The sequence below is a fragment of the Natronomonas sp. genome (assembly GCF_036625485.1).
Taxonomy (GTDB): Archaea; Halobacteriota; Halobacteria; order Halobacteriales; family Haloarculaceae; genus Natronomonas.
In genome coordinates, this window is sequence record NZ_JAZKTR010000022.1 from 1 (window position 1) to 22922 (window position 22922).

General features: G+C 65.4%; 21 protein-coding genes. 6 read left to right on the plus strand and 15 right to left on the minus strand.

From position 1 onward, the window contains the following. The 5 genes from V5A53_RS03885 to V5A53_RS03905 all read right to left on the minus strand — a co-directional run. Positions 1 to 647: ABC transporter ATP-binding protein (locus V5A53_RS03885; RefSeq protein WP_332312262.1), on the minus strand; the 647-nt coding region annotated here is incomplete at its 3' end. Beyond that, positions 647 to 1690: a branched-chain amino acid ABC transporter permease gene (locus tag V5A53_RS03890; protein WP_332312263.1), complete on the minus strand. Its 1044-nt coding sequence runs from the start codon at positions 1688 to 1690 to the stop codon at positions 647 to 649. The genes V5A53_RS03885 and V5A53_RS03890, both read right to left, overlap by 1 nt. After that, positions 1687 to 2610 carry a branched-chain amino acid ABC transporter permease gene (locus tag V5A53_RS03895; RefSeq protein WP_332312264.1) on the minus strand — a complete coding sequence of 308 codons (924 nt, stop codon included), beginning with the start codon at positions 2608 to 2610 and terminating at the stop codon, positions 1687 to 1689. Before V5A53_RS03895 ends, V5A53_RS03890 begins: the two co-directional genes overlap by 4 nt. Positions 2611 to 2617: 7 nt before the next feature. Further along, a complete protein-coding gene (locus V5A53_RS03900) occupies positions 2618 to 3982 on the minus strand; it encodes an ABC transporter substrate-binding protein (protein WP_332312265.1) in 1365 nt (454 codons plus the stop codon). A 149-nt stretch (positions 3983 to 4131) separates the two neighbouring features. Beyond that, positions 4132 to 5811, minus strand: a complete 1680-nt coding sequence (locus V5A53_RS03905) for an acyl-CoA synthetase (protein ID WP_332312266.1) — start codon at positions 5809 to 5811, stop codon at positions 4132 to 4134. A gap of 135 nt (positions 5812 to 5946) precedes the next feature. On the opposite strand from V5A53_RS03905, the gene V5A53_RS03910 reads away from it, so the two are divergent. The 3 genes from V5A53_RS03910 (at position 5947) to V5A53_RS03920 (ending at position 9202) form a co-directional block, all read left to right on the plus strand. Then, complete coding sequence (locus V5A53_RS03910) at positions 5947 to 6969, plus strand: zinc-binding dehydrogenase (RefSeq protein WP_332312267.1); 1023 nt, start codon at positions 5947 to 5949, stop codon at positions 6967 to 6969. A gap of 3 nt (positions 6970 to 6972) precedes the next feature. Continuing rightward, a complete protein-coding gene (locus tag V5A53_RS03915; protein ID WP_332312268.1) occupies positions 6973 to 7959 on the plus strand; it encodes an FAS1-like dehydratase domain-containing protein in 987 nt (328 codons plus the stop codon). Positions 7960 to 8023: 64 nt separating this feature from the next. Further along, positions 8024 to 9202 (plus strand): MFS transporter, encoded by a 1179-nt coding sequence (locus V5A53_RS03920; RefSeq protein ID WP_332312269.1) that lies wholly within the window; start codon positions 8024 to 8026, stop codon positions 9200 to 9202. A gap of 13 nt (positions 9203 to 9215) precedes the next feature. On the opposite strand, the gene V5A53_RS03925 is transcribed toward V5A53_RS03920, so the two are convergent. Then, complete coding sequence (locus V5A53_RS03925; RefSeq protein WP_332312270.1) at positions 9216 to 10430, minus strand: acyl-CoA dehydrogenase family protein; 1215 nt, start codon at positions 10428 to 10430, stop codon at positions 9216 to 9218. A 134-nt stretch (positions 10431 to 10564) separates the two neighbouring features. On the opposite strand from V5A53_RS03925, the gene V5A53_RS03930 reads away from it, so the two are divergent. After that, entirely contained in the window at positions 10565 to 11629 is a 1065-nt protein-coding gene (locus tag V5A53_RS03930) for a phosphotransferase family protein (protein ID WP_332312271.1), read from the plus strand. 6 nt (positions 11630 to 11635) lie between these two features. On the opposite strand, the gene V5A53_RS03935 is transcribed toward V5A53_RS03930, so the two are convergent. From V5A53_RS03935 to V5A53_RS03975, 9 genes are all read right to left on the minus strand, one after another. Beyond that, positions 11636 to 13240 (minus strand): class I adenylate-forming enzyme family protein, encoded by a 1605-nt coding sequence (locus V5A53_RS03935; protein WP_332312272.1) that lies wholly within the window; start codon positions 13238 to 13240, stop codon positions 11636 to 11638. Position 13241: 1 nt separating this feature from the next. Then, a complete protein-coding gene (locus tag V5A53_RS03940) occupies positions 13242 to 14009 on the minus strand; it encodes an IclR family transcriptional regulator (RefSeq protein ID WP_332312273.1) in 768 nt (255 codons plus the stop codon). A 338-nt stretch (positions 14010 to 14347) separates the two neighbouring features. Next, positions 14348 to 15034 (minus strand): cyclase family protein, encoded by a 687-nt coding sequence (locus V5A53_RS03945; RefSeq protein ID WP_332312274.1) that lies wholly within the window; start codon positions 15032 to 15034, stop codon positions 14348 to 14350. Between the two features lie 345 nt (positions 15035 to 15379). Next, the gene (locus V5A53_RS03950; protein WP_332312275.1) at positions 15380 to 16075 is read right to left on the minus strand and encodes a TMEM165/GDT1 family protein; all 696 of its coding nucleotides are present in this window, start codon (positions 16073 to 16075) and stop codon (positions 15380 to 15382) included. 139 nt (positions 16076 to 16214) lie between these two features. Continuing rightward, the gene (locus V5A53_RS03955; protein WP_332312276.1) at positions 16215 to 17048 is read right to left on the minus strand and encodes an ABC transporter ATP-binding protein; all 834 of its coding nucleotides are present in this window, start codon (positions 17046 to 17048) and stop codon (positions 16215 to 16217) included. Next, entirely contained in the window at positions 17045 to 18208 is a 1164-nt protein-coding gene (locus V5A53_RS03960; protein ID WP_332312277.1) for a FecCD family ABC transporter permease, read from the minus strand. Before V5A53_RS03960 ends, V5A53_RS03955 begins: the two co-directional genes overlap by 4 nt. A 6-nt stretch (positions 18209 to 18214) precedes the next feature. Continuing rightward, the gene (locus V5A53_RS03965; RefSeq protein ID WP_332312278.1) at positions 18215 to 19336 is read right to left on the minus strand and encodes an ABC transporter substrate-binding protein; all 1122 of its coding nucleotides are present in this window, start codon (positions 19334 to 19336) and stop codon (positions 18215 to 18217) included. 104 nt (positions 19337 to 19440) lie between these two features. Beyond that, positions 19441 to 20199, minus strand: coding sequence for an endonuclease/exonuclease/phosphatase family protein (locus V5A53_RS03970; protein WP_332312279.1), 759 nt, complete (start codon positions 20197 to 20199; stop codon positions 19441 to 19443). A 70-nt stretch (positions 20200 to 20269) separates the two neighbouring features. Beyond that, positions 20270 to 21514: an NUDIX domain-containing protein gene (locus V5A53_RS03975; RefSeq protein WP_332312280.1), complete on the minus strand. Its 1245-nt coding sequence runs from the start codon at positions 21512 to 21514 to the stop codon at positions 20270 to 20272. Positions 21515 to 21569: 55 nt separating this feature from the next. Here V5A53_RS03975 and V5A53_RS03980 point away from each other — a divergent pair, with 55 nt between their 5' ends. Continuing rightward, on the plus strand, positions 21570 to 22064 hold the full coding sequence (locus tag V5A53_RS03980; protein WP_332312281.1) for a metallophosphoesterase family protein: 495 nt from the start codon (positions 21570 to 21572) through the stop codon (positions 22062 to 22064). Positions 22065 to 22132: 68 nt separating this feature from the next. Further along, the gene (locus V5A53_RS03985) at positions 22133 to 22885 is read left to right on the plus strand and encodes a coenzyme F420-0:L-glutamate ligase (RefSeq protein ID WP_332312282.1); all 753 of its coding nucleotides are present in this window, start codon (positions 22133 to 22135) and stop codon (positions 22883 to 22885) included. The last annotated feature ends 37 nt before the right edge of the window (positions 22886 to 22922 follow it).

Genomic DNA, 22922 nt, shown 5'->3' on the forward strand with positions numbered 1-22922 from the left:
CGCTCGGCGTACTGCTCGATGAGTTCCATGTCGTGTTCGATGAACAGCACGGCGGAATCCGTCGTCTCGAAGTACCGCTGCAGCCGGTTCATGATATCGTGTTTGTTGTCGGTCGCGACACCGCTGGTCGGTTCGTCGAGGACGAGGAGTTTCGGCCGCATCGCGACGCTCATACAGACGTCGAGGATCTTCTTGTCGCCGTGGGGGATCGTCTCCGCCTCGACGTTCTGCCGGTCCTCGAGGCCGAATCGTTCCAGCAGTTGGATGGCCTCGTCGCGGCTCTCGTCTTCCCAGTGTAGCACCGAGAACATGGAGTTGTTCCGTCGCTCCCTGGACAGCACCGCCGAGCGGACGTTCTCCAGGAGCGTCAGGTCGTTACAGACCTGTGGAATCTGGAACGAGCGAACGAGTCCTTTGTTCGCTCTGGCGTAGACGGGCGCGTCGCCGAGGGTTTCGCCATCGAAGATGACGTCTCCCTCGGTCGCTTCGAGAACCCCCGTGAGGAGGTTGACGAACGTCGTTTTGCCGGCCCCGTTCGGGCCGATGATACCGACGATCTCCCCGCGGTCGATCTCGAAGTTCATTCCGTCGACGGCGGTGAGGCTACCGAACTTCTTGGTCAGGTCCCTGGTTTCGAGGACGGACATTATCGGTCACCTCGCTGGTCGTTGACGATTTCAGCGCCTCTTCCGTAGATGCGTTTGGCGATACCGGCAACGCCCTCGGGTTCGAAGACGATGATGAGGAAGAGTACGAGCCCCATCACGAAGTGCCAGTACTCGGTGAGTTGCTGGGCCTCCGAACGGAGGAGGATGAACGCACCGGCCCCGGCGATGGGCCCGAAGAACGAGCCGACGCCTCCGAGGACGGCCATGAACGCGAGTTCGCCGGACCGCGACCAGTGAAGGACGGTATCGGGCGTGACGTGGCCGTTGAGGAACGCGTACATCACGCCGCCGACGCCCGTGAAGACGCCCGACACGATGGTCGCGTACCACCGGTATCGGACCACGGGAATGCCGATGGCCTGCGCGCGGTCGGGGCTGTCCCGAATCGTCTTCAGCGTCAGTCCGAACGGGGAGTTCATGAACACCCACATCAGCAGGATGGACACGAGGAACGACCCCAGGATGACGTAATAGAGGATACCCTGTAGGTAGCCGGCGTAGCCCCACGCCGCGATGTAGTCGACGCCGCCGACGGTCGGCGAGGGAATCGGGACGCCGTCGGTCCCGCCCGTGTACGTGTAGAGTTTCAACATCGCCACGTACAGCAGGAAACTGAGCGCGAGCATCAACAGCGCGTAGTACACCTCGGTGTGTCGGACCGAGATGTAGCCGATGATGACCGCGAGAATCGCGGCCGCAACGATACCGATGGGGATCAGCACGAGCATCTCCCGAATCGCGGTGAACTTGAGCACCAACCCGACCGCGTAGGCGGCGCCGCCGAAGAAGGCGGCGTGGCCGAACGACAGCAGGCCGGTGTAGCCGAGCAGCACGTTGAACGCGACCGCAGCGATAGCGAACGCGAGTATCTGTGCCGCGAGGAACACCTCGAACTGACCAGTCGTCGGGAGATACGGCAGTGCTACGGCCACCACGACGAGGACGGCGGTCGCGAGTCCGGTCGGCGTCGTGACTCCTTGGCGGAGGGAATTCGTGAATGTCGTATCAGTATCCTGACTCATACTTCGATGTCTCCGAACATGCCGGTTGGTTTGATTAGCATTACTGCGGCCATCAGCAGGAACACGATCGCCAGCTCCAGCTGCGGGACGTAGTAGCTGCTGAACGACCGCATGAAGCCGATGAGTAGCGAGGCGGCGATCGCTCCCTTGAGGCTCCCGAGGCCACCGATGACGAGCACGGCGAAGGCCAGAATGACGAACTGAAGCGCGAGCCCGCCCGTCACGGACGCGTTCGGAAGATAGAGGGCCCCACCGAGCGCAGCGAGTGCGACGCCGATGACGTACACCTTGAGGTGGACGGACCGGGTGTCGATACCGGTAACGCCGACGATCTCGTCGTCTTCAGCCATCGCCAGCGTGATCTTGCCCAGTCGCGTCTCCTCGAAGAAGTAATAGAGCACGATGGCGATCACGATGGTGATGGCGGTGGCGAACACCGGCCACCACGGATACGTGTTCCCGAAGAGGTTCATTCCGCCGAGAGCGTTCGACGGTGCCGTTGCGCTCACCGGGAGCCCGCCCCAGATGAACTTCATACTGTCTTCCATCATCAGGATGACGCCGAACGTGGCGAGCAACTGGTAGTCGTCCTCGAGGCCGTAGATCGGCTTGAACATCACCTGTTCCATCCCGAGGCCGACGATCGAAACGACAGCCGGGACGATGATGAGCAGGCCGACCATGAACGCGAGGAACAGCACCGTTCCGCTGACCGACCCGCCGAGCAGTCCCACGGTCTGTGTGACGACCGTCGACGCGACGTACGCGCCCAACACGAGGAACGCGGCGTGGGCGAGGTTCAGGAAGTTCAGCATCCCGTAGATAATCGACAGACCTGTTCCGAGCAGGAACAGTACTGACGCTAGGAACAGCGCGTTCAGTATTATCGGGGCTTGCTGTGTGAGGAGGTCTGTGACCATCGTGTGCTTAGACGCTGTCCAGCCACTCGCTCGTCGTCTTGTCGACCGGCGGGTTCACTTCTTCTGCGGCGATCCAGACGGTGTCGCGCAGCGAGAGATTCTCGCCGCCCGTATCCGAGTAGCCCCAGAAGGAGGGTTCGATAGCGTTCTGGTTGCCCTTCGGGATGTTGACGAACCCGCTCGGACTGTCGAAGCCGAGGCCGTCCATCGAGGCCGCCCACGCGTCGCGGTCGGGGTACTCGCCGCTGATGTTGTAGGCCCGCTCGACGGCGTAGACGTAGGCGTAAATCGCCTGCCAGGCGTGGAAGGCGCCGTGGGCGTACGGCGTGTCGCCGTACCGGTCCTCGAAGTCACTGACGAACTCCTCGTGGTGGTCGTTCCATCCCAGCGTGCCGTGGGGGAAGTGCGGCCCTCGGGGGCCGAAGATGAGGCCGTCCGGGACCTCCTCGGGCGCGTCGTGGAAGACGTGTGTCCCGCCGCTGAAGCAGGGCAGCGAGTCGTCGAACAGCCCCTGGTCGTTGGCCTGCGTGATGAAGTTCACCAGGTCTCCGCCCCAGAGACTGGAGAAGATGAAGTCCGGTTCGCTGTCGTTGAGGGCGCTGATCGTCGAACTGAAGTCGTCGTTCGGGAACGGCGTAAAGCGCGTCTCGACGACTTCGACGTCGATGTCGAACGATTCGATGGACTGCTCGAAGAGGTCCCAGTTGTTCCGCCCGTAGGCGTAGTCCTGGTTGACCCCCGCGACCGTCTCGACTTCGGGCAGCGCGTTCTTCATCAAAAGCGCCGCGCCGACGGCGTCCGTCGAACTGCTCGCACAGGTCCGGAACGTGTTGTCGGCGTCGGGGATGCCCGAGTCGAACAGTTCGGTCGTCCCGGTGTCCCAGATGATCGTCGGCTGGTTGAGTTCCTCGGCGACAGGGCCGACAGAGAGCGCGTTTGCACTCGAAATGAAGCCGATGATGACGTCGTAGTTCTCCTGGGTGGCCAGTCGACGGTACAGCTGGACGACGTCCTCGGTGTTCTCGTCGTATTCGTCCATCGCGATCTCGCGTTCGCCGAGGATGCCGCCCGCCTCGTTGATCTTGTCCACGACCATCCGTGCGGACTGCATCATCGGCGTGCCGAAGACGGCCGCCGGGCCGGAGGTGAATCCGATACAGGCCATCGTGAGGTCCTCGTCGGGAATCTCCCCGCCGCCGTTGCCGCCGCCGTTTCCGTTGCCGTTGCCCGTCGGGTTACTACAACCGGCCATCGACGCCGCGACGGTCGCAGCACCCGCCCCTTTCAGGAACGTTCGCCGGTCGACGTGTGGGTCGACAGGGGGGATTCCGCGCTTGACAATCTCACCATCTGGTTTGAGCGATGGACGCATAGCACAACGTTAGACAACTGTCAATGATAACTATTTCCATAGCTGAAATTACAGGATGGGTAGAGAAACCGCACGAAGAAGCCGTCCTGCCCGCTCCAGAGGTGCCGTAACGGCATTATTCTTCAAAAATCGGCTACGCCGCCCGAATTCTAGGATTGGCGTCCTTCGAGCGACGTTCGGCGGATCTTCCCGGAACTCGTCTTCGGGAGTTCGTCGAGGAACTCGATCTCGCGCGGGTACTCGTACTCCGCGAGTCGGTCCCTGACGTCCCGTCGCAGCGTCGACTTGAGGTCCTCGCTCGCCTCGTGGCCCTCCGCGAGCACGACGAAGGCCTTCGGGACCTCACCGCGACTCTCGTCGGGGACGCCGATGACGCCGGCGTCGGCGACCGCGTCGTGTGCCGCCAGCGCCTCTTCGATCTCGACCGGCCCGATACGGTAGCCCGCCGAGATGATGACCGTGTCCTTCCGACTGTGGAACTCCACGTAGCCGTCCTCGTCCATCGTCCCGAGGTCCTCGGTCAGCAGCCAGCCGTTCCGGACCTTCCCTTCGGTCTTCTTCGGCTTCTGCCAGTACTCCTTGAAGCAGACCGGGTTGCCCTCGTAGCGGACGGCTATCTCGCCGACCTCGCCGGGTTCGACGTTCGCCTCGGCCGTCTCGGGGTCGACGACGGTGAGGTCGTGGCCCGGCGCTGGTGGCCCGATCTTGCCCTCGCGGGACTCGATGAGCGCCGTGCAGTCGCCCGCGACCATGTTCGCCTCCGTCTGGCCGTAGGCCTCGTGGACGGCCGCGCCCTCGAAGACGTCCTGGGCCCACTGGACGATGGTATCGCCGAGCGACTCGCCGCCGCTGGGGATACACCGGATGCTGGAGACGTCCCACCGGCCCGGGTTGTCGAGTTGCTCCATCATTCGAAGCGCCGTCGGTGGCGCGAAGAAGTTCGTCACCTCGTAGCGCTCGATGAGTTCCATCGCGGATTCGGGGTCGAAGTTCTCGTCGGCCGTGTACGCGAGGATGGGTCGGCCGTAGAACAGGCCGGGGAAGACGACGTCGAACAGCGTCGCGACCCACGCCCACTCCGAGGGCGTCCACAGCACGTCGTCGTCGTTGAGTTCCATGTTCAGGAAGCCGGTGACGAAAAGCGGGAGGTTGCCGAGCAGCACCCTGTGGGCGTGGAGGACGCCCTTCGGGTCACCGGTCGTCCCGGAGGTGTAGATGATGATGGCGTTCTCCTCGGCGTCGGTATCGACGGTTTCGAACTCGGAGTCGTTCTCCGCCATGACCTCCTCGAACGACGCCTCGTCGCCCTCGGCGTCGGCCTCGCCGATGGTCACGACCGTTTCCAGCGAGTCCACGTCGTCTTCGACTTCCCGGAGCGTGTCGGCGTTCGTATCGTCGACGAAGCAGGCGACCGCGCCGGCGTCGTTGAGCCGATATTCGACCGCGTCGGTCCCGAAGAGGGTACTCAGCGGGACCGACACCGCGCCGAGTTTCCAGCACGCGACGTGGGCGATGACGGTCTCGGGGCGCTGTCGGGCGTTGATACCGACCCGGTCGCCACGTTCGACACCGCTGTCCCGGAGGTAGTTCGCAACGGCGCCGGCCGCCTCCTGTAGTTCGGTGAACGTGTAGGACTCCCGCCCGCCGTCGAGGTCGTCGGCGTAGAGGGCGACCCGTTCCCCGTCGGCCTCGGCCCATCTGTCGCAGATGTACGTCGCCATGTTGAACGAGTCCGGTACCTGCCACTCGAAGGTATCGAGCAGTTCATCGTAATCCGCCCACTCCTGTTCGTGGAACTGGTAGGCGTCGAGTCGGGACACATCTGGCATGCGTTAGCCAACAACGAGTGGGATTATACAAGTTGTGGTGCGGGAAACTGTCGGGTTGCGCGCCGACGGATTTCCCGCAGGGAGCGTCACGCCGTAAATATAAGTACCTGTCCGAGAATTATCGAGCAGTTACGTATGTTAGCCTCAGTCATACCTGAAACCGGAGGTCCGGAGGTCATAACGGTCGAGGAAGTCCCCGACCCGGAGCCCGACGACGACGAAGTCCTCATCGAGGTGGCCGCGTGTGCCGTCAACCACACGGACGTCTGGATTCGCCGCGGCCACGAGGGCGAGCCACCCATCATCACCGGCATCGACGTCGCCGGGGAGATAGCCGCCGTCGGCAACGATGTCGAGGATACCGTCGTCGGTGACCGCGTCGTCGTCTACTGGAACGTGACCTCCTGTGGCGACTGCGAGTTCTGCAATCACGGCGAGCCGACGATGTGTCTCGACTACGGCGGCCTCGGCGTGAAACGCGACGGCGGCCACGCCGAGTACGTCGCCGTCGAGGCCCGACACGTCGTCGAACTCCCGGAGGACATCTCCTACGAGAAAGCGGCCGCGGTGCCGTCGAACTTCGGCACCGCCTGGCGCGGACTGATAACCCGCGCTGACATCGACCCGAGCGACACCGTCCTCGTTCTCGGGGCGAGCGGCGGCGTCGGCCACGGCGCCGTCCAGGTCGCCGCCCACGCGGGCGCGACGGTATATGCCGCCAGTTCCTCCGAGGCAAAAGCCGAGAAACTCCGCGAGTTGGGCGCCGACCACGTCATCGACTACACCGAAACCGACATCGACGACGCTATCTCCGAGCTCACGGACCGCCGCGGCGTCGACGTCGTCTTCGAATCGGTCGGTGGCGAGACCTACAAGCAGGGCGTCAGGAGCCTCGCCCGCGGCGGGCGGCTGGTCACCATCGGCGCGACGACCGGCGATTCAGACCAGGGAATGCTCCAGCACGTCTTCTGGAAGCAACTCGAGATCATCGGTTCGACGGGCGCGACGATGGGCGAGTTCGAGGACATGCTCGATGCCTTCTTCGCGGGCGATATCACGCCGGTCATCGACTCGGTCATCTCTCTGGAGGAGATTCCGGAGGCCCACGAACGGCTCTCGGAAGGCGAAGGGTTCGGGAAGATCATCGTGAGGCCGTAAGCGATGTCCGAACGCACGATCGACCGCCTGTCGGACCGGGTCGGCGAAACGGTCGAATCGGTCGAGGGGTTGCACGTCGAGGCCGGCAAGGTCGCCGAGTTCGCGTCCGCGGTCGGCGACGACGACCCCGTCTTCCGGGACCGGGAGGTCGCCGCCGACCGCGGCCTCGACCGGCGGCCGGCACCGCCGACCTTCACCCGGACCTCGATGTTCCCCCGCTATCGCCCTGACGGCGTCGGCCGACTCGGCTTCGACGTCGGATTCGACATTCGGTACGAACTCCACGGCGAACAGCGCTACGAGTTCGAACGGCCCGTCTACGTCGGCGACACCCTGTCGGCGACGACGACGCTCTCGGACGCCTACGAACGGGAGGGCCGCGACGGCAACACCCTGACATTTGCCGTCCTGGAGACGGAGTACGTCGACGAGACGGATGAACTGGTCGTCACCGAACGGGAGACGCTCATCGAGACGGACGGCCCCGTCTCGGCTGACGGCGGAGGCGGATCGCTCGACGGGAATTCGACCCGCGGCGCGGTCGTTCGCCAACCTATCGTCGAGGGTTTTCCCCTCGATTCCGCCGCCGAGGTATCCGTCGGCGACGAGGGGCCGACCATCATCGTCGAGGAGGTCACGCCACAGGATTTCGTCAGGTATGCGGGCGCGAGCGGCGATTTCAACCCGATACACTACGACGAGGGATACGCGACGGCCCTCGGGAACGAGGGCGTCTTCGGACAGGGCATGCTCACCGCCGGCTACGCGGGTCGCTTCCTGTCGGATTGGTTCGGCGTCGCGGCGCTTCGGCGGTTCCGGACCCGGTTCATCGACCGCGTCTGGCCGGGGGATACCCTGACCATTCGCGGGGAGGTGACGGACGTCGACGCCCCGGCGGTGACGGTCGAACTCACCGCATCCCGGCAAACCGGCGAAACCGTCCTGCAGGGCGACGCGACGGCGGACCTCTCGCCGGTGAGTGTGGAGTGACCCGACACACGGACCGCGTGGGGTCGAGCCGGAACGCGAGCGGACCCTATCGCGACGACGAAGCATGAAGGACCACGCATCGGTCGGCGGCATCTTCGCCGCGTGCTCGCTCGTCTCCCTCGGCACAAACGCCTACATGCTCGCGCCCGCGAGCATCGTGCCGTTGCTCGTCGACGAGTTCACCATCAGCAAGGCGACGGCCGGACTGGCCATCAGCGCGGCCATCTTCGGCTCCGTAATCATCCAACTGCCGGGTGGCTTCCTGATGGACCGCTACGATAACAGGCGACTCATGCTGGCCGGCACCGTGGTGTTCGCGCCCGTCGCCTTCGCGGGGACGCTGACCGATTCCTATTACGCCTTCCTCGCGGCGCGCGTCCTCGCCGGGGTTGCGGCCGGCGGCCTCTTCGTCCTCGGCGCCAACATCGTCGCGGAGGTATTCGCGGGCGAGCGGCAGGGGTTCATGACGACGCTGTTCCTCGCGAGCGCGCCGCTCGGCTTCGCGGTCAGCCAGATCGCCGGCCCCATGCTGGGCGAACGGTTCGGCTGGCAAGCGCCTTTCATCGCCTATCCCGCGCTCGCCCTGCTTGGGTATCTGCTCTTCAGGGCCGCACGGCCGGGTGCGATTCGAACCGGCGACCCCATCTCGCTCGATGCGTTCCGTCTCGCGCTCCGGAACAGATCCGTGATCCTCGTCTCCTTCGCCGGGTTCTGTTCCTACGTGCTCTACATCTTCCTGAACTCGTGGATGCCGACCTACGCCTCCGAGCAACTCCCGATCTCGCTCGGGCAAGCCGGGACCATCGCGGCGCTGCTGCCGGCGGTCGGCATCGTCGCTCGCCCGGCCGGCGGGTGGCTCTCCGACCGACTCGGCTATCGACGGCGTGCCGTCGCCCTCCTCTCGCTCGGCTTCGCGCTGCCGGCGTTCCTCATCATCTCGCGTGCGGTCTCGGTGCCGTTGTTCGCGGCCGTCATGCTCGGCGTCGGCTTCTGTCTGCAGTTCGGAATGGGCGTCTACTACGTCTACACCCGAGAACTCGCGGGGGCCGGCACCAGCGCGACCAGCCTCACCGTCTTCACGACCATCTCGTTCGTCGGTACGCTCGTCGCGCCAACCCTCGGCGGGTGGCTCATCGAAACCGTCGCGTGGGGGCCGACCTTCCTCGTTCACATCGGCATCGGCCTGCTGGGCATCGGCCTGCTGGCCGCGACGCCGGATTCGAAGCCGGTCGGCGTAGAATAGTGGTCCGAGCGGCTTACTCGCCGAACGTCGGAACCTCCGAGACTTCCTCGGGGTCGACGTCCGAGAAGAACTCGCGTGCGAGGGTGCGCTTGTGGACCTCGTCGGCGCCGTCGACGATGCGGAAGGAACGCACGGAGGCGTAGAAGTCAGCTATCGGGAGGTCCTTCGACATGCCACTGCCGCCGCACAGCTGCAATGCCGTGTCGATGGCGTCCTGGGCCACGTTCGCCGTGAACACCTTCGACGCGGAGACCTCGTGACGGGCCTCCTCGCCGCGGGCGATCTTCTCGGCGGCGTCTCTGACCATCGTCCCGGCGGCGTGCAGCCGGATCTCCTCGTCGGTGATGTCGAATCGCGGACCCTGCTTGTCGGCGAGCGACCCGCCGAAGGCCTCACGCTCGGAGAGATACGCCTTCGCGACGTCGAGGGCGCGCTGGGCCATCCCGGAGTAGCGCATACAATGGGTCAAGCGAGCGGGGCCGAGTCGTTGCTGGGCGTGCGTAAAGCCCTCGTTCAACTCGCCCAGCAGGTTCTCCTCGGGGATTCGGACGTCGTTGTACTTGATCTCGGCGTGGCTCGAATGGACGATGGACGGGCCGAGATGCGGGATGTCCCGAACCATCTCGACGCCGTCGGCGTCAGCCGGCACCAGAAACAGGCTCGTCCCGTTGTACGGATGGGCGTCCATGTCGGTGCGGGCCATCACGATGAAGACGTCCGCCTCGCTACCCTGCGTGGTCCACCACTTGTGGCCATCGATGACCCACTCGTCGCCGTCCTTCTCGGCTTTCGTCTGCATCATCTTCGGGTCCGACCCGGCGCCGGGTGCCGGCTCGGTCATCGAGAAGGCCGAGTTGATCTCGCCCGCGACGAGCGGCTCCAGCCACTCCTCTTTCTGTGCCTCGGTGCCCACGAGTTCGATGGTGTGCATGTTCCCCTCGTCGGGTGCGGCGACACGCATCGCCCGTTCGGCCAGCAGGCTCCGGCCGGCCTGCTCGAACAGCGGGAGGACGTCCCGGAAGTCGTAGCCGAGGCCGCCGTGTTCCTCGTCGATCTGCGGACAGTAGACGTCGCGTTCGCGGGCCTCCTCGCGGAGCTCTTCGATAGCCGCGTCCGAAACCGCCCCCTCGCCCGTATGCTCCCGTTCGACCGGTAACACGATCTCGTCGACGAATTTCCGTGCGCGTTCGCCAAGCTCTCGCCCTGCTTCGGAGTCGTTGTACTCCATAGAGCACCATTTTACATCCACCCACATAGTTTAGTGGGCTCAGAACGAGGTTGATGTAGAGTCGACGCGAAGCGGAGACGACAGCCCAACGGCCCCGTACCTGCGTCTGCGGCCACAGGAGACCCTAAAGCGTTATGAGCAACAACGACTACATCGAACGAATCGTCGACGAGGAGGCGTTAGCAGAGTATCTCACCGAGGAACTGGGCGAGGCGACGGAATACGACATCGAGCGCCACCAGGCGGGCCACTCCAACGAGACGCTGTTTCTCACCTGGGGCGACGAGGACCTCGTACTCCGGCGGCCGCCGCCGGGTGCAAAGGCCGATACCGCCCACGACGTGTTGCGGGAGTACCACGTCATGGACGCCCTCCAGGAGACGGACGTGCGCGTCCCGACGACGGTCCTCGCGTGTGAGGACCACGACGTCATCGGGTCGGATTTCTACATCATGGAGCGGTCGAAGGGCGACGTCCTCCGGGACGACGAACCCGACCGCTTTGCCGACCCCGAGAGCCGCCAGCGTATCGGCGAGGAGTTGGTCGACCGACTGGCCGAGATTCACGCCGTGGACCCCGAAGCGGTCGGCCTGGAGGAGTTCGGCCGGCCCGAGGGCTACATCGACCGACAGGTCGACCGCTGGCACAAGCAGTTCGACTGGGCGTTCGACGTCACCGCCGACGAACGCGAAGTCCCCGAAATCGAGGAGATCGGCGCGTGGCTCGACGACAACGTTCCCGACGACCACCCCCATGCGCTCGTCCACGGCGATTACAAACTCGACAACGTGATGTTCGGCCCGGAGGAACCGCCCGAAATCGTCGGCATCTTCGATTGGGAACTCAGCACGCTCGGCGACCCACGGTTCGACCTCGCCTGGTTGCTCACCTACTGGCGGGACGCCGGCGACGCCGAGCCAGCGATTCCGGAACTCGTACCGACCTTCACCGACCGCGAGGGCTACCCGACGAAAGGCGAACTCGTCGAGCGGTACGAGGCGGCCACCGGCATCGAGTTCGAACACGGCCGGTTCTATCGCGTCCTCTCGGTGTACAAGCTCACGGCGCTGTGTGAGATGTTCTTCCGTCGGCATCTGGAAGGCAACGCCGACAACCCGATGTACCCGAAGATGCGCCACCGGGTGCCCGCGATGGCCGACTGGGCGATGCGCATCATCGACGGCGAGGAACCGATCTAGGCCGAGCTACCGATTCAGGTCGTAGCCGCTCTCGCGGTCCCAGATGTCGGGGGCGGCCACCTCGCGGAGCCGGTCCTTCCGGATCTTTCCGGACGCCGAGCGCGGCAGTTCCGATCGGAGTTCGATATACCGGGGGAGTTTGTGGTAGGTCAACTGTTTCTCGCAGTGCTCGCTGATCTCGATGGGGCTGAGCGTCGCTTCCTCCGCCGGGACGACGACCGCCTTGATGGCCTCCTCGCCGGTCCCGTCGACGACGCCGAAGACGACCGAGTCACGAACGTCGGGGTGGGATTCGATCACGCTCTCGATTTCCAGCGAGGAGATGCGACCGGCGACCCGCCCGAGATGGATCGTGTTCTGCTTGCTCGCGACGAAGTAGAGGTAGCCGTCCTCGTCGACGTAGCCGACATCGTTGGTGTGGACCCACCGGTCACGGCAGACCTCGACGGTCAGTTCGGCGTCCTCGTAGAACTCTTCGAACATGGTGTTGGACGCCCTCGACCGGACGAGAATCTCTCCCGTCTCCCCGGTCGGGACCTCCCAGTCGTTCTCGTCGACGATCTTGATCTCGGCGTGTGAAAGGGGCTTGCCCACGCTCCCCAGTCGGCGTTCCCCGGGAAGGTTCGACGTCGCCAGCGTCGCCGTCGGCGTGATGCCGTAGGCCTCCAGCACCGTCACGTCGAAGCGGCGCTCGAAGTTCGCGATCATCGTCTGGTCGCTCCCGAAGCCGAAGCCGTGGCCGACCGCGTACACCGCCGGGTTCTCGTCGTCGTCAGCCCGTTCCTCCTGGTTGTACAGCACCGAGAGCATCCGCCCGAGATAGAGGAAGACGGTCGCGTCGTACTGGCGCATCCACTCCCAGAACCGGTCGCTATCGAACTGTTTGTCGAAGGCGAACTCCGCGCCGATGCTCAACGCCCCGGTGACGCCCATCTGGATCGGATAACTGCTGTAGAACGGCAGCGTCGTGAAGACGCAATCGTCCTCGGAGAGACCGAGAACGTCCCGACCGGAGACCAGTCCGGTGTTGATATACGAGTAGTGGGGCAGGACGACGCCCTGCGGGTAGGTCCGCTGGTATCGCTGCACGTAGACGACCGAACAGGGGTCCGTCCCAGCAACCTCGACGTCTGGGGCGCTCGATTCGTCGCCGTCGAGCAACAGGTCGAAATCGCGGTAGGGGCCCTCGGGCGTTCCCTCGCCGGCGAAGAGTTCGGTGCTGATCGTCGCCGTCTCGTTGCGAACGGCCTCGTAGGCGTCCTCGGTATCGCCGTCGAGGATGACGATCTCGGCGTTGGTCTCCGAGAGAACGTGCGCGAGCGTCTCGTCGGTGAACCGGGTGTCGATAGGCGCGGCGACGGCGCCGAGTTTCGCCAGCGCGAACAGCGTATAGAGGTACTCCGGCCGGTTGTACATGTAGAGACAGACCACGTCGCCGGGCGTGACCCCGTTATCGTAGAGTTCGTTCGCGATGGCGTTGGCCCGGCCGTCGAGGTCGGTGTAGGAGTAGGCATCACCGCGGTATCGGAAGAACGTCTCGTCGCCGCGTTCCGCCGTGCGGCGTTCGAGCAGTTCACCGAGGGTTCGGATCGACTCCGGGAAGGCGGCCATCTCAGGCACCCCCGTCCTGCAGGTCGCGTTCGAGGTCACGGACGATATCGGCCAATCGCTCGCCGATGTTTGCCGCGCGATTGCCGGCGAAGTTCCGCGCGTGTCCGAAGACGCCGATGGCGTGTCGCCTGCCACCTGCGTCGTGAAACCCGGCGCCGACCGAGAGGACGCCGAGGACGGCCTCGCCTTCGCTGACCGCATAGCCCCGGTCTCGAATCGTCTCCAGTTCCGCCCGCAGCGTCTCGATGTCGGTCGTAGTCTGTCGGGTCTGTTCGGGTAGGCCGTGGTGGTCGACGACCTGCTGAACGTACTCGTCGGAAGCCATCGCGAGGATTGCTTTTCCCAGCGCGTGCGTGTGTAGGTACGAGCGTTTGCCGACGCTCCCGTAGACGTTGCTTCGGTCCTCGGAGACGGCGGATTCGATGAAGTAGCCACGACCGGCTTCCTCGGTAACCCACCACGTCGGCTGGGAGAGTTCGTCAGCGACGGCGTCGAGCGTTCTCCCGATGGGACCCTCGATGCCCGCCATGCTCTTTGCGGCCGCGCCGTGGGTCAGGAACCGCAGGCCGAGTCGATAGATGCCATCGTCGTTGACCACGTACCCTTCCATCTCGAGGGTCGCCAGGTGGTTGTGGACCGAACTCTTCGAGAGGTCCAGTTCCTCGGTCAACTGCGCCGGCGTCGCGCCACCGAGCGCCTGGAGTCGGTTGATCAACTCGATCGACGTCCGGACCGACTTGACCTGGCGCGATGGGGTGTTTGCGAGCATTGCACGAAAATATGGCTCTAGCGGAATAGTGTTTTTGCTAATTGTAAACTTAGAACGAGGAACATCTGGCGTGCTGTTCAGATATCAGTCGGCCATCGTTGACTCGTTCCGCTCGAGAACGGAGCGAGAGAGGTTCGAGAGACGCCTGTAGAGGACCGTTCTGGCGTTCGAGGCGCTCTCGTACGTCTAGCGCCCGAACGGGCGCAGGAGGGACGACGCCGAAAGTGCGGACGGATTCGTCCACGTAACGTGGAAATAACAGGGTGAGTATGTATCGTTCTCGTTCGCTCCTCCCGACAACCCGCCGTGGGTGTTCGAATGGAAGACGACCGTCCCCGTCAGCGATGGCCGGTCGATTCGCCGGACTGCTCGCGGGCGCCGACCCGGACCGGCGCGCCGTCACCGCCCCGCAGTTTCAGTGGAAAGGCGACGATCTCGAGTCGTTCTCCGGCGACCGCCTCCAGATCGAGGTGTTCCATGATGAGGACGTCGGCCGGCAGCAACGTCCGGTGGTGCGGGTACGCATCCCAGTCGTCCGGCCGCATCGCCCGCGGGCGGTCGGGGCTTATCGTATCCACGCCCAGCAGCGTTACGTCCCGTTCGAGGAGCCAGTCGGCGACGTCGGCTGCCAGCCACGGATAGCGCCGGTAGGCTTCCTCCTCGTCGAACCGCCGGCCCCAGCCCGTTCGGATGAAGACTATGTCTCCGGCACGGACCCCACCGGCTTCGGCGGCGGCGTCCTCGACAGCATTCAGCGGGATTTCCTCTGCCGACGCCCGTTCGAGGTCCAGAACGACGCCCGACCCGGCGAACTTGTCGAGCGGATACTCGTCGATGGTCGCGCCATCGGGAACGAAGTGCCGCGGCGCGTCGACGTGCGTTCCCACGTGCGTCGGCGCGCTGTACTGCTGGACGTTGACGCCGTCCTCGTCGACGCACCGAAGGGTCGTCACCTCGGGCGACGGAAGCGACGACGAGTGGGCCATTCCGGCGTGAAACGGCTGGGTCAGGTCGTGCCAGGTCATGGGAAACAGCAATGCCCCCGCTGGGATAAAGCTTCGTCGGGGCGCCGTCAGATGGGGACCGGTGTTCGTCGTCGGGGGCTGATCTCTTTCTCGGTTTTGTATAACATACATAACTACGTTATTCTATTCGTGGACGAGCCGCCGTCAGGCCGTCTCCTGCGGGATTTCCCTCGGTCAACGCCACCGTCTGTTCGAGGGCCGACATAGTCATTTTCACAACGTTTAACGCTTATACACATAATCGATTTCGCATGTCAAATACATATAAACACCACCGATGATGAATCTCGTGGACACGATACGTGCGTTCGAATCACCGCCAGTCAGTTTGCTGGCGCGGACGGGCTACACCAAGGTGACCAGCAGATCGGCGATCGCTTTCACGGCGGTTTCCCACACCGAGAAGCCGGTCGCCATCGACAGCAGGGTGTCCAGCCCGAAGAAGGCGAACAGGCCGGCGGCCCCGTAGTGAACCGTTTGGGCGTCGAGTAGGTGGGCAAACCGGCTGAACAGGTAGGCGTTCAGCAGGCTGACGGGGATGATAGCCAGCATCTCGCCGACCCAGATGGCCGACGTGGCGCCGTACTGGGCGGCGAGGCCGATGGTGACCAGTTGCGTCTTGTCGCCGAACTCGCCGACGGCCATCAGGACGAAGATCGGGACGTAGTCCCCGAACGTGTCGGGGACCTTCCAGCCGACGACCGGAACCCGAACGTCCTCCAGGACGTCGACGCCGCTTTCCGCAACCGCCGACATGCTCTGGCCCGGAGACGCCGACCGCGCCAGCAGATACGCGAACAGCAGGAACATGCCGGCGGTGATGCCGTCGAGGACGACCGTCGGAAGCAGCCGCTGGAGCAGCGACCCGAACCAGATCTCGAGAGCCGTCCAGCCGGCGAAGGCCGCGCCGGCTGCCGCGACGACGCCGAGCGGGTGATACCGGGTCGACAGCCCCGCGATGATGAACTGGACCTTCTCACCCGGGAGGACCGCCAGTTGCGCGACGAAAGCGATGACGACGACGGTGAAGAAATCGGCCATCTCAGTCGGTCACCCCGCCGACGAGCCGTCGCCCCGGACCACGCGAGCGCCCCCGGTGACTCGCCGAACCGTCACGTCCCATTAGCCGAGAATAGGCCCTCGGAGTCGGATAAAGCTTCTACTCTGCGCCCGATGGTCGTCAGTCGAGCGGCCCGTGTGGCATCACTTCCGGGCCAGGGTTGCCGTTCGATGTGACCGTCGCATCGACGCCGAAGACGTCAGCGAGCAGGTCCTCGGTGACGACCTCGGTCGGAGGGCCCCAATCGTAGGGTGACCCATCGCGAATGGCGACGAGGTTGTCGGCATAGCGGGCCGCCTGCGCGATGTCGTGGAGGACGAGGCCGACTGTCATCCCGTTCTCGCGGTTGAGCGACTGGACGGTTTCGAGCACCTGCAACCGGTGGCGCAGGTCGAGGAACGTCGTCGGTTCGTCCAACAGGAGTACGTCGGGGTCCTGTGCCAGCACCATCGCGATCCACGCCAGCTGCGACTGGCCGCCGGAGAGTTCGCCGAGTTGGCGGTCCCGAAGCTCCTCGATTCCCGTTCGTTCGATAGCCCGGTCGACGGCGCGCACGTCGTCGCCGTCGACAGGTTCGAGGAACCCACGGTAGGGATACCGGCCGTGCGTGACCAGTTCCTCGACGGTGGTCGACCCCGGCGATTCGCGCTCCTGGGAGAGCAGGCCGATTCGCCGGGCCCGGGCCTTATCGTCCATGGCATAGACGTCGGTGTCGTCGACGGTGACGGCGCCGGCCCACGGCTGGAGTTGGCCGGCCAGCGCCTTCAGCAGGGTCGACTTGCCGGAGCCGTTCGGGCCGACCAGCGCGGTCACCTCGCCGGCCGGCAGGACGACGTGGTCGCATTCGACGATGGGTTCGTCCGTCGAGTCGTAGCCGATCTCGAGGCTATCGCCGACGAGTTCGCCGCCGACGGCCCCCTCGAGTCGGTCGTTGGTGGTTGCAGCGTCGCTCATAGGTCACCCAGCTGTTTCTCTTTCCGCATCAGATACAGGAAGTACGGCCCGCCGACGAGACCGGTGACGATGCCGACCGGCAACTGCGTCGGGGAGTTGAACAGCACCTCGAAGGTCAGACGGGCGGCGGTGTCGGCGACGACCAGCAACGCGGGGCCGACGAAGGCACAGCCGACCAGCAGGCGCTTGTGGTCGCTGCCGACGAGCGTCCGCACCATGTGCGGGACGACGAGGCCGACGAAACTGACGATGCCGGCGACGGCGACGGCCGCCGCGGCGGCGACGATTCCGAGTCCCGATAACAAGAAGCGCGTCCGTTCGACGCGCATCCCGAGGGCGCTGGCGGTCTTTTCGCCCAACAGGAGAACGTTCAGTTGCCGAGCGCCCAGCGCGGCTCCTGGGAGGACGACGAGGGCGGTCCACGGCAGGATCATCCGGACCTGCTCCCAGTCGACGCCGGTCAGCGACCCGGTCGTCCACGCGATGGCGGCCTGGACGGTGCCGACGTCGTCGGCGAAGAAGAACAGCGCCGTCTGCATCGAGTTGAGGACGGTTCCGATGATGACGCCAGCCAGCACGAGTCGAACCGGCGAGGTACCGCCCTGCCACGCGATGAGGTAGACGAGCAGGAAGGCGGCGGTGCCGCCGAGGGCCGCAGTCACCGGAAGGAAGGCCGCCGTACCGGTAAAGACGACCAGCGTCAGCAGGATGGCCAACCCGGCGCCGGAGGAGACGCCGAGGATGAACGGGCTGGCGAGTTCGTTGCGCGTGACGGCCTGGAAGACCGCTCCCGAGATGGCGAGGTTGAAGCCGACGAAGGCGGCGACGAACACCCGCGGGAGGCGGACGCTCCAGACGATGAGTGTCTCGCTGGCGAGGTCGGCCTCCGTCGAGAAGCCGAGCGTTTGCGTGGCGGCATCGCCGAGGAAGAAGGACAACAACACGCCGGGATTGCCCCAGACCGCCGGGTCGAACATCGCTCGCCACGCGTCGACGGGCGTCATCGAGAACGTGCCGAAGGAGACCTGTACGAGCGCGGCAGCGACGGCGGCGACGAGTCCCCCGAAGACCGTCACGAGTAGACTTCGGTCTACCCACTCGAAGCGGGAGGGTGGACCGGCGCCAGTGCGGTGGGTCACCTCGTCGGTGTCTGCTGCCATCTGGGATTACTCGGTGATGATTCCGGCCAGTTCCTCGCGGTGGAAGAGGCCCCCGGAATAGGACTCCGGGAAGTAGAGCTTCGCGTACCGCTCGGTGAGGAAGAGGTGATGGACCGGCCCGGAGTAGATCGGGCCGCCGCGGAAGACCTGCCCTTCCTGAACGGCAGTCAGGTCCGATGCGACGTCGTGGTCCTCCATGAACGCGAGGACGGTCTCCTCGAACTCCTCTCGGGTCTTGGTCTCGTGGCCGCGGATGAGGATGGAGTCGGGGTCGACCTCCAGCATCGTCTCGTAGTCGATCTGGCCGCGGTCGTTCGTCGAGAGACCCTCGATGCCGGTGCCGGCCAGCGCGTCGGTGATGCCGAGGTCGCGGAACTGCTTCTTGTTCGTCCCCTTGTCGGTCAGGCGGTACGGCGAGAAAGCCTCGGGTTCGTCGCCGGCGGCGAAACACAGCAGGCCGTTCGGTCGCGAATCGGCGGGCGGGAGGTTCGCCTGAATCTCGGCGATGAAGTCGTCGTGGAACTCCGCGAAGGCCTCGTAGCGGTCGCGTTCGTCGAAGACCGCCGCGACCTTCTCGAAGGTCTCGTACATCGTGTAGTAGCGGTAGTCATGCCACGCGTCCGTCCGCCGGAAGACTGTGTTGCCGAAGAAAGGCGCGACATCGTTTTCGAGGTCCTCGATGTCGCTTTCCTCGAAGCCGAAGAACCCGTTGTTGATGAGCCACTTCGGATCGATGAGATGGAGGTCGCTGTTGAGCTCGTAGAAGACCTCCTTGTCGATGCCGCTGTCGGTGACCAGTTCGGTGAGGCTCTCCTTGTTGATGTCGACGCCGTCGAGTTCCTCGTAGTGGTCGGTGTGATAGCGGTTGATGACGCCCGTGGAGTTGATAGCGTCGCCGTGACCGAGCGCGACCGCCATGTCGGCGTAGCCCGGGAAGTAGTTGGCCACGTTCTCGGGGACGCCATCCAGCGTCACCTCGCCGACGGGCTCCATCGAGACGGTGCGGCTGCCACTGTTCTCGCCGTCCTCGCCGGGCGTAGCGCCACTCACACAGCCCGCGAACAGTCCTACGGCACCGGCAGCGCCGGCGCCCAGCACCTCACGTCGCGTCGGTGTCGTCCGTTGCATATGATTTAGGCTCGCCTAAACCAGTAAAAGGACATCGATTTTTAGGCGTGCCAAAACCCAGCGGACGTGAGAAACGTCGGGGGGTCAGAACCGTGACACGGCGCCTACGCGAACGCGCACTCGACGAACAGCGCGAAGTGGTCCGACGGGTAGAGCCCCCGGCTATCGAGGTCCGTCCGGACACCGAACCGTTCGATTTCGACGCTTTCGGAGACGAAGACGTGGTCGATTCGTTTGCCCGGTTGGGCCCCCTCGAAGTCGTTGAACGTCGTTTCGGGACCGTGCGGGTCGGCGGCGACCTCGCGGGCATCCCGCAGGCCGGCCTCGGAGACGATGCGATACGGTTCGTCGTCGGGCGTGGCGTTGAAATCACCCGCCAGCAGGGTCGGAAGCGGGCCCTCGGCGAAGCGGTCGGCAAGCAGTCGCGCGCTCTCGCGGCGCGCGGTCGGGTATTCGTGGTCGAAGTGCGTGCTCACGACGCGGACGGCCTCGCCCGTGTCCCGTTCCTCCAACACGGCGGTCGTCGTCACCCGCGGAATCGACGCGTCCCAGCCGATGGCGTCGGGTTGGTCGGGCGTCTCCGATAGCGACAGGACCGCCTCGTCGGCGACGACGAAGCGCTCGGGCCGGTAGCCGATGGGCGTGTGTTCGCCGTTGTGGACCTCGTGGGCGACCCACTCGTAGCCCGGCAGGCGCTCCCGGAGGTCGTCCAACTGGTCGAGCCAGACCTCCTGCAGACAGACCACGTCGGGGTCGTGAAAACTGATCACGCTCGCGACGCCGTCGCGGCGCTTCGCCCAGACGTCCTCGCCGGTGTCGACTTCCGCGTACCGGACGTTGTACGAGAGGACGCCGACGGACATACTGCCGGAGGGTAGACGCCCGAGAACTTAAGCGGGAGGGCCCTATCGGATGCCCGAGCGACCGACCCCCTCAGTCGTTCCACGCGGCGAGGTTGGCGTGTTCCTCGGCGATGGAGGCGACGGTCGCCGCTGACAGCACGCCGTCTTCGGTGACGACACCGTCGATGAGGCCCGGGGGTACTCCCTCGAAAGTCGGATTGAGCACGGCCACGTCGGCATCGCCGTCGTAGACCGCCGCCGATGGCCCGGGTTCGCAGTCGACGTCGGTTCCGGAGATGATCTTGTCCCGCGAGCAGACGGCATAGCAGTCGGCGTCAGCAGCCTCGGCAGCGAGGGCGGCCGGATGGCTCCCGACCTTGTTGACGACGGTCCCGTCGGCCAGCACCGCATCCGCACCGAACAGCACGGTTTCGATGTCCTCGCGTTGCATGACATCGGCGACCGCGGCGTCGACGAACAGCGTCGCGTCGATGCCCGCCTCGGCCAGTTGCTCGGCGACGCCGACGCCCTCGCGTGCCGGGCGGGATTCGGCGACGTAGACCGCCTGAGGGGCGGCTTCCCGAAGCGCGTCGAGGACGGTCCCCGACCGCGAGAGCGTGAGGACACGCTCGCCGAGGACGTTTCCGGCCATCTCGGCGGCCTCGGCGTCGGCGTCGACCGCTCGCTCGCAGGCCTCGGTCGCCGATTGGAGGACCGAATCGGGTGTCGCCCCGCCGGTCGCCATCACCCGATTGATCCGGTTGGCGACCGCACCCATGCTCGGCCTCGCTTCGCGGAGGTTCCGGGCGAGCGCGGCGAGAGTGCCGTAGTCCCCCTGTCCCCGCTCGGCTGCGACGGCCGCCCCGTCTCGCAGTACCTCCAGCGCGCGCAAGGAGATGTAGGCCGACCCGTGCTCGGTATCCGACCGGACCGACTCGACGGTCGGTGCGACGGCGGCGTACGCTTCCCAGAGCTTCGGGACCGTCTCCCGCCGGAGGATTTCGGGCGGCTGGACCCACTCGTAGTCGGCGAGTTCCTCGTTCGGCGTCACGTCGGCAGATTTGCAGTCGAACAGGTAGGGATGGACCAGCCACCGCGTCCCCCGCTCGTCGTCCGCGACCGGAATCGGGTCGGCCGACCGCACTTCCTCGACGGCCTCCAGCAGACCGACCTCCTCGTCGATCTCCCAGCGGGCCGCCTCGTCGGGTGTCCCCTCGGCGTATCCCGAGATGCCACCCCACTTCCCGCGGTAGGAGCCGACCGCCTCGCTCCGACGAACCAGCAGCACCTCCGTTCCGTGCCGGAGAAAGCAGGTGACGACGGCGTGTTCCTCCATACCGACGCTTCGTGTGGCTGGCGCTTATAAGTCGGTCCCGACCGTATCCCCGCCCATGCGCGCCGCCATCGTGAGCGATACGCACATCAAATCCCGCGCCGCCGAACTCCCCGAGTGGGTCCGCGAGGAACTTCGGGCCGCCGACCACGTCATCCACGCCGGCGACTTCGACGCCCGACCCGCCCTGGAGGAGATCCGGTCGCTTGCGGTGGATTGCACCCTCGTCGGCGGGAACATGGACCGCGCGTTCGACCTCCCGGAGGTCGCCACCGTCGCCCTCGGCGGCGTCCGGTTCGTCGTCACCCACGGCACCGGCCCCGACGCCAACTACGAATCGCGGGTCGCCGCCATCGTCGACGACTACGCCGCCGCCGACCGCCCGACCGTCGGCGTCTCCGGCCACACCCACGCACTCCTCGATACCACCGTCGACGGCTATCGCCTTTTGAACCCCGGGAGTGCGACGGGCGCGTGGCCGGCCCAAGAGGCGACGATGATGGTCGCCGAGGTGGCGGGCGGTGACCTCGACGTGACGGTGTTGCGCGAGTAGGTGCGCGCGGAAGGTTTTCGCCGTCTCCGACCGCGAGCCTTTTGAGGCATACCCACCGACTCCGAGGCATGGAGGCCTTCGCCGTCGAGGGACTGCCGGAGATTCGGGAAGGCGACGACCTCGCCGCACTCGTCGCCGACGCGGTCGAGTTCGCCGAAGGCGACGTGCTGTGTATCGCCAGCACCGTCGTCTCGAAAGCCGAGGGTCGGAAAGCCGACCTCGCGGATTTCGAGGCGAGCGACCGCGCCGAAGCCATCGCCGACCGCATCGAGGCGATCACCGGCGACGAGAAGGACCCCCGGTTCGCACAGGCCGTCCTCGACGAAAGCGAGGAGTTGCTGACCGAATCGCCCTTCCTGCTCGCGGTCACCCACTTCGGCCACATCACCGTCAACGCCGGCATCGACCGCTCGAACGTCCCCGGCGCCGACCTGCTCCTGCTTCCCGAGGACCCAAGTGAATCGGCCCGACGGCTCTCGGAGGAACTCGGCGTGCCCGTCATCGTGACCGACACGTCCGGCCGACCGTTCCGCTACGGCCAGCGCGGCGTTGCCGTCGGCTGGCACGGCATCCCCGCCTCCCGGGACTGGCGCGGGGAGGCGGACCGCGATGGCCGTGAACTGGGCGTGACCGTCCAGGCCGTCGTCGACGAACTCGCCGCGACCGCGAATCTGGTCGCCGGTGAGGGTGGTGGCGGGACGCCTGCCGTCGTTATCCGCGACTGGGAGTTCGGCGACCACGACGGCAGCCAGAACCTCTTTCGGACCGAGGAAGACGACATCGTTCGGGAGGCGCTTCGGGATTGGTCGTTCGAGGAGTAGCTTCCGTTTTATAAGTAAAGCTTGGCAGTCTCTTGAC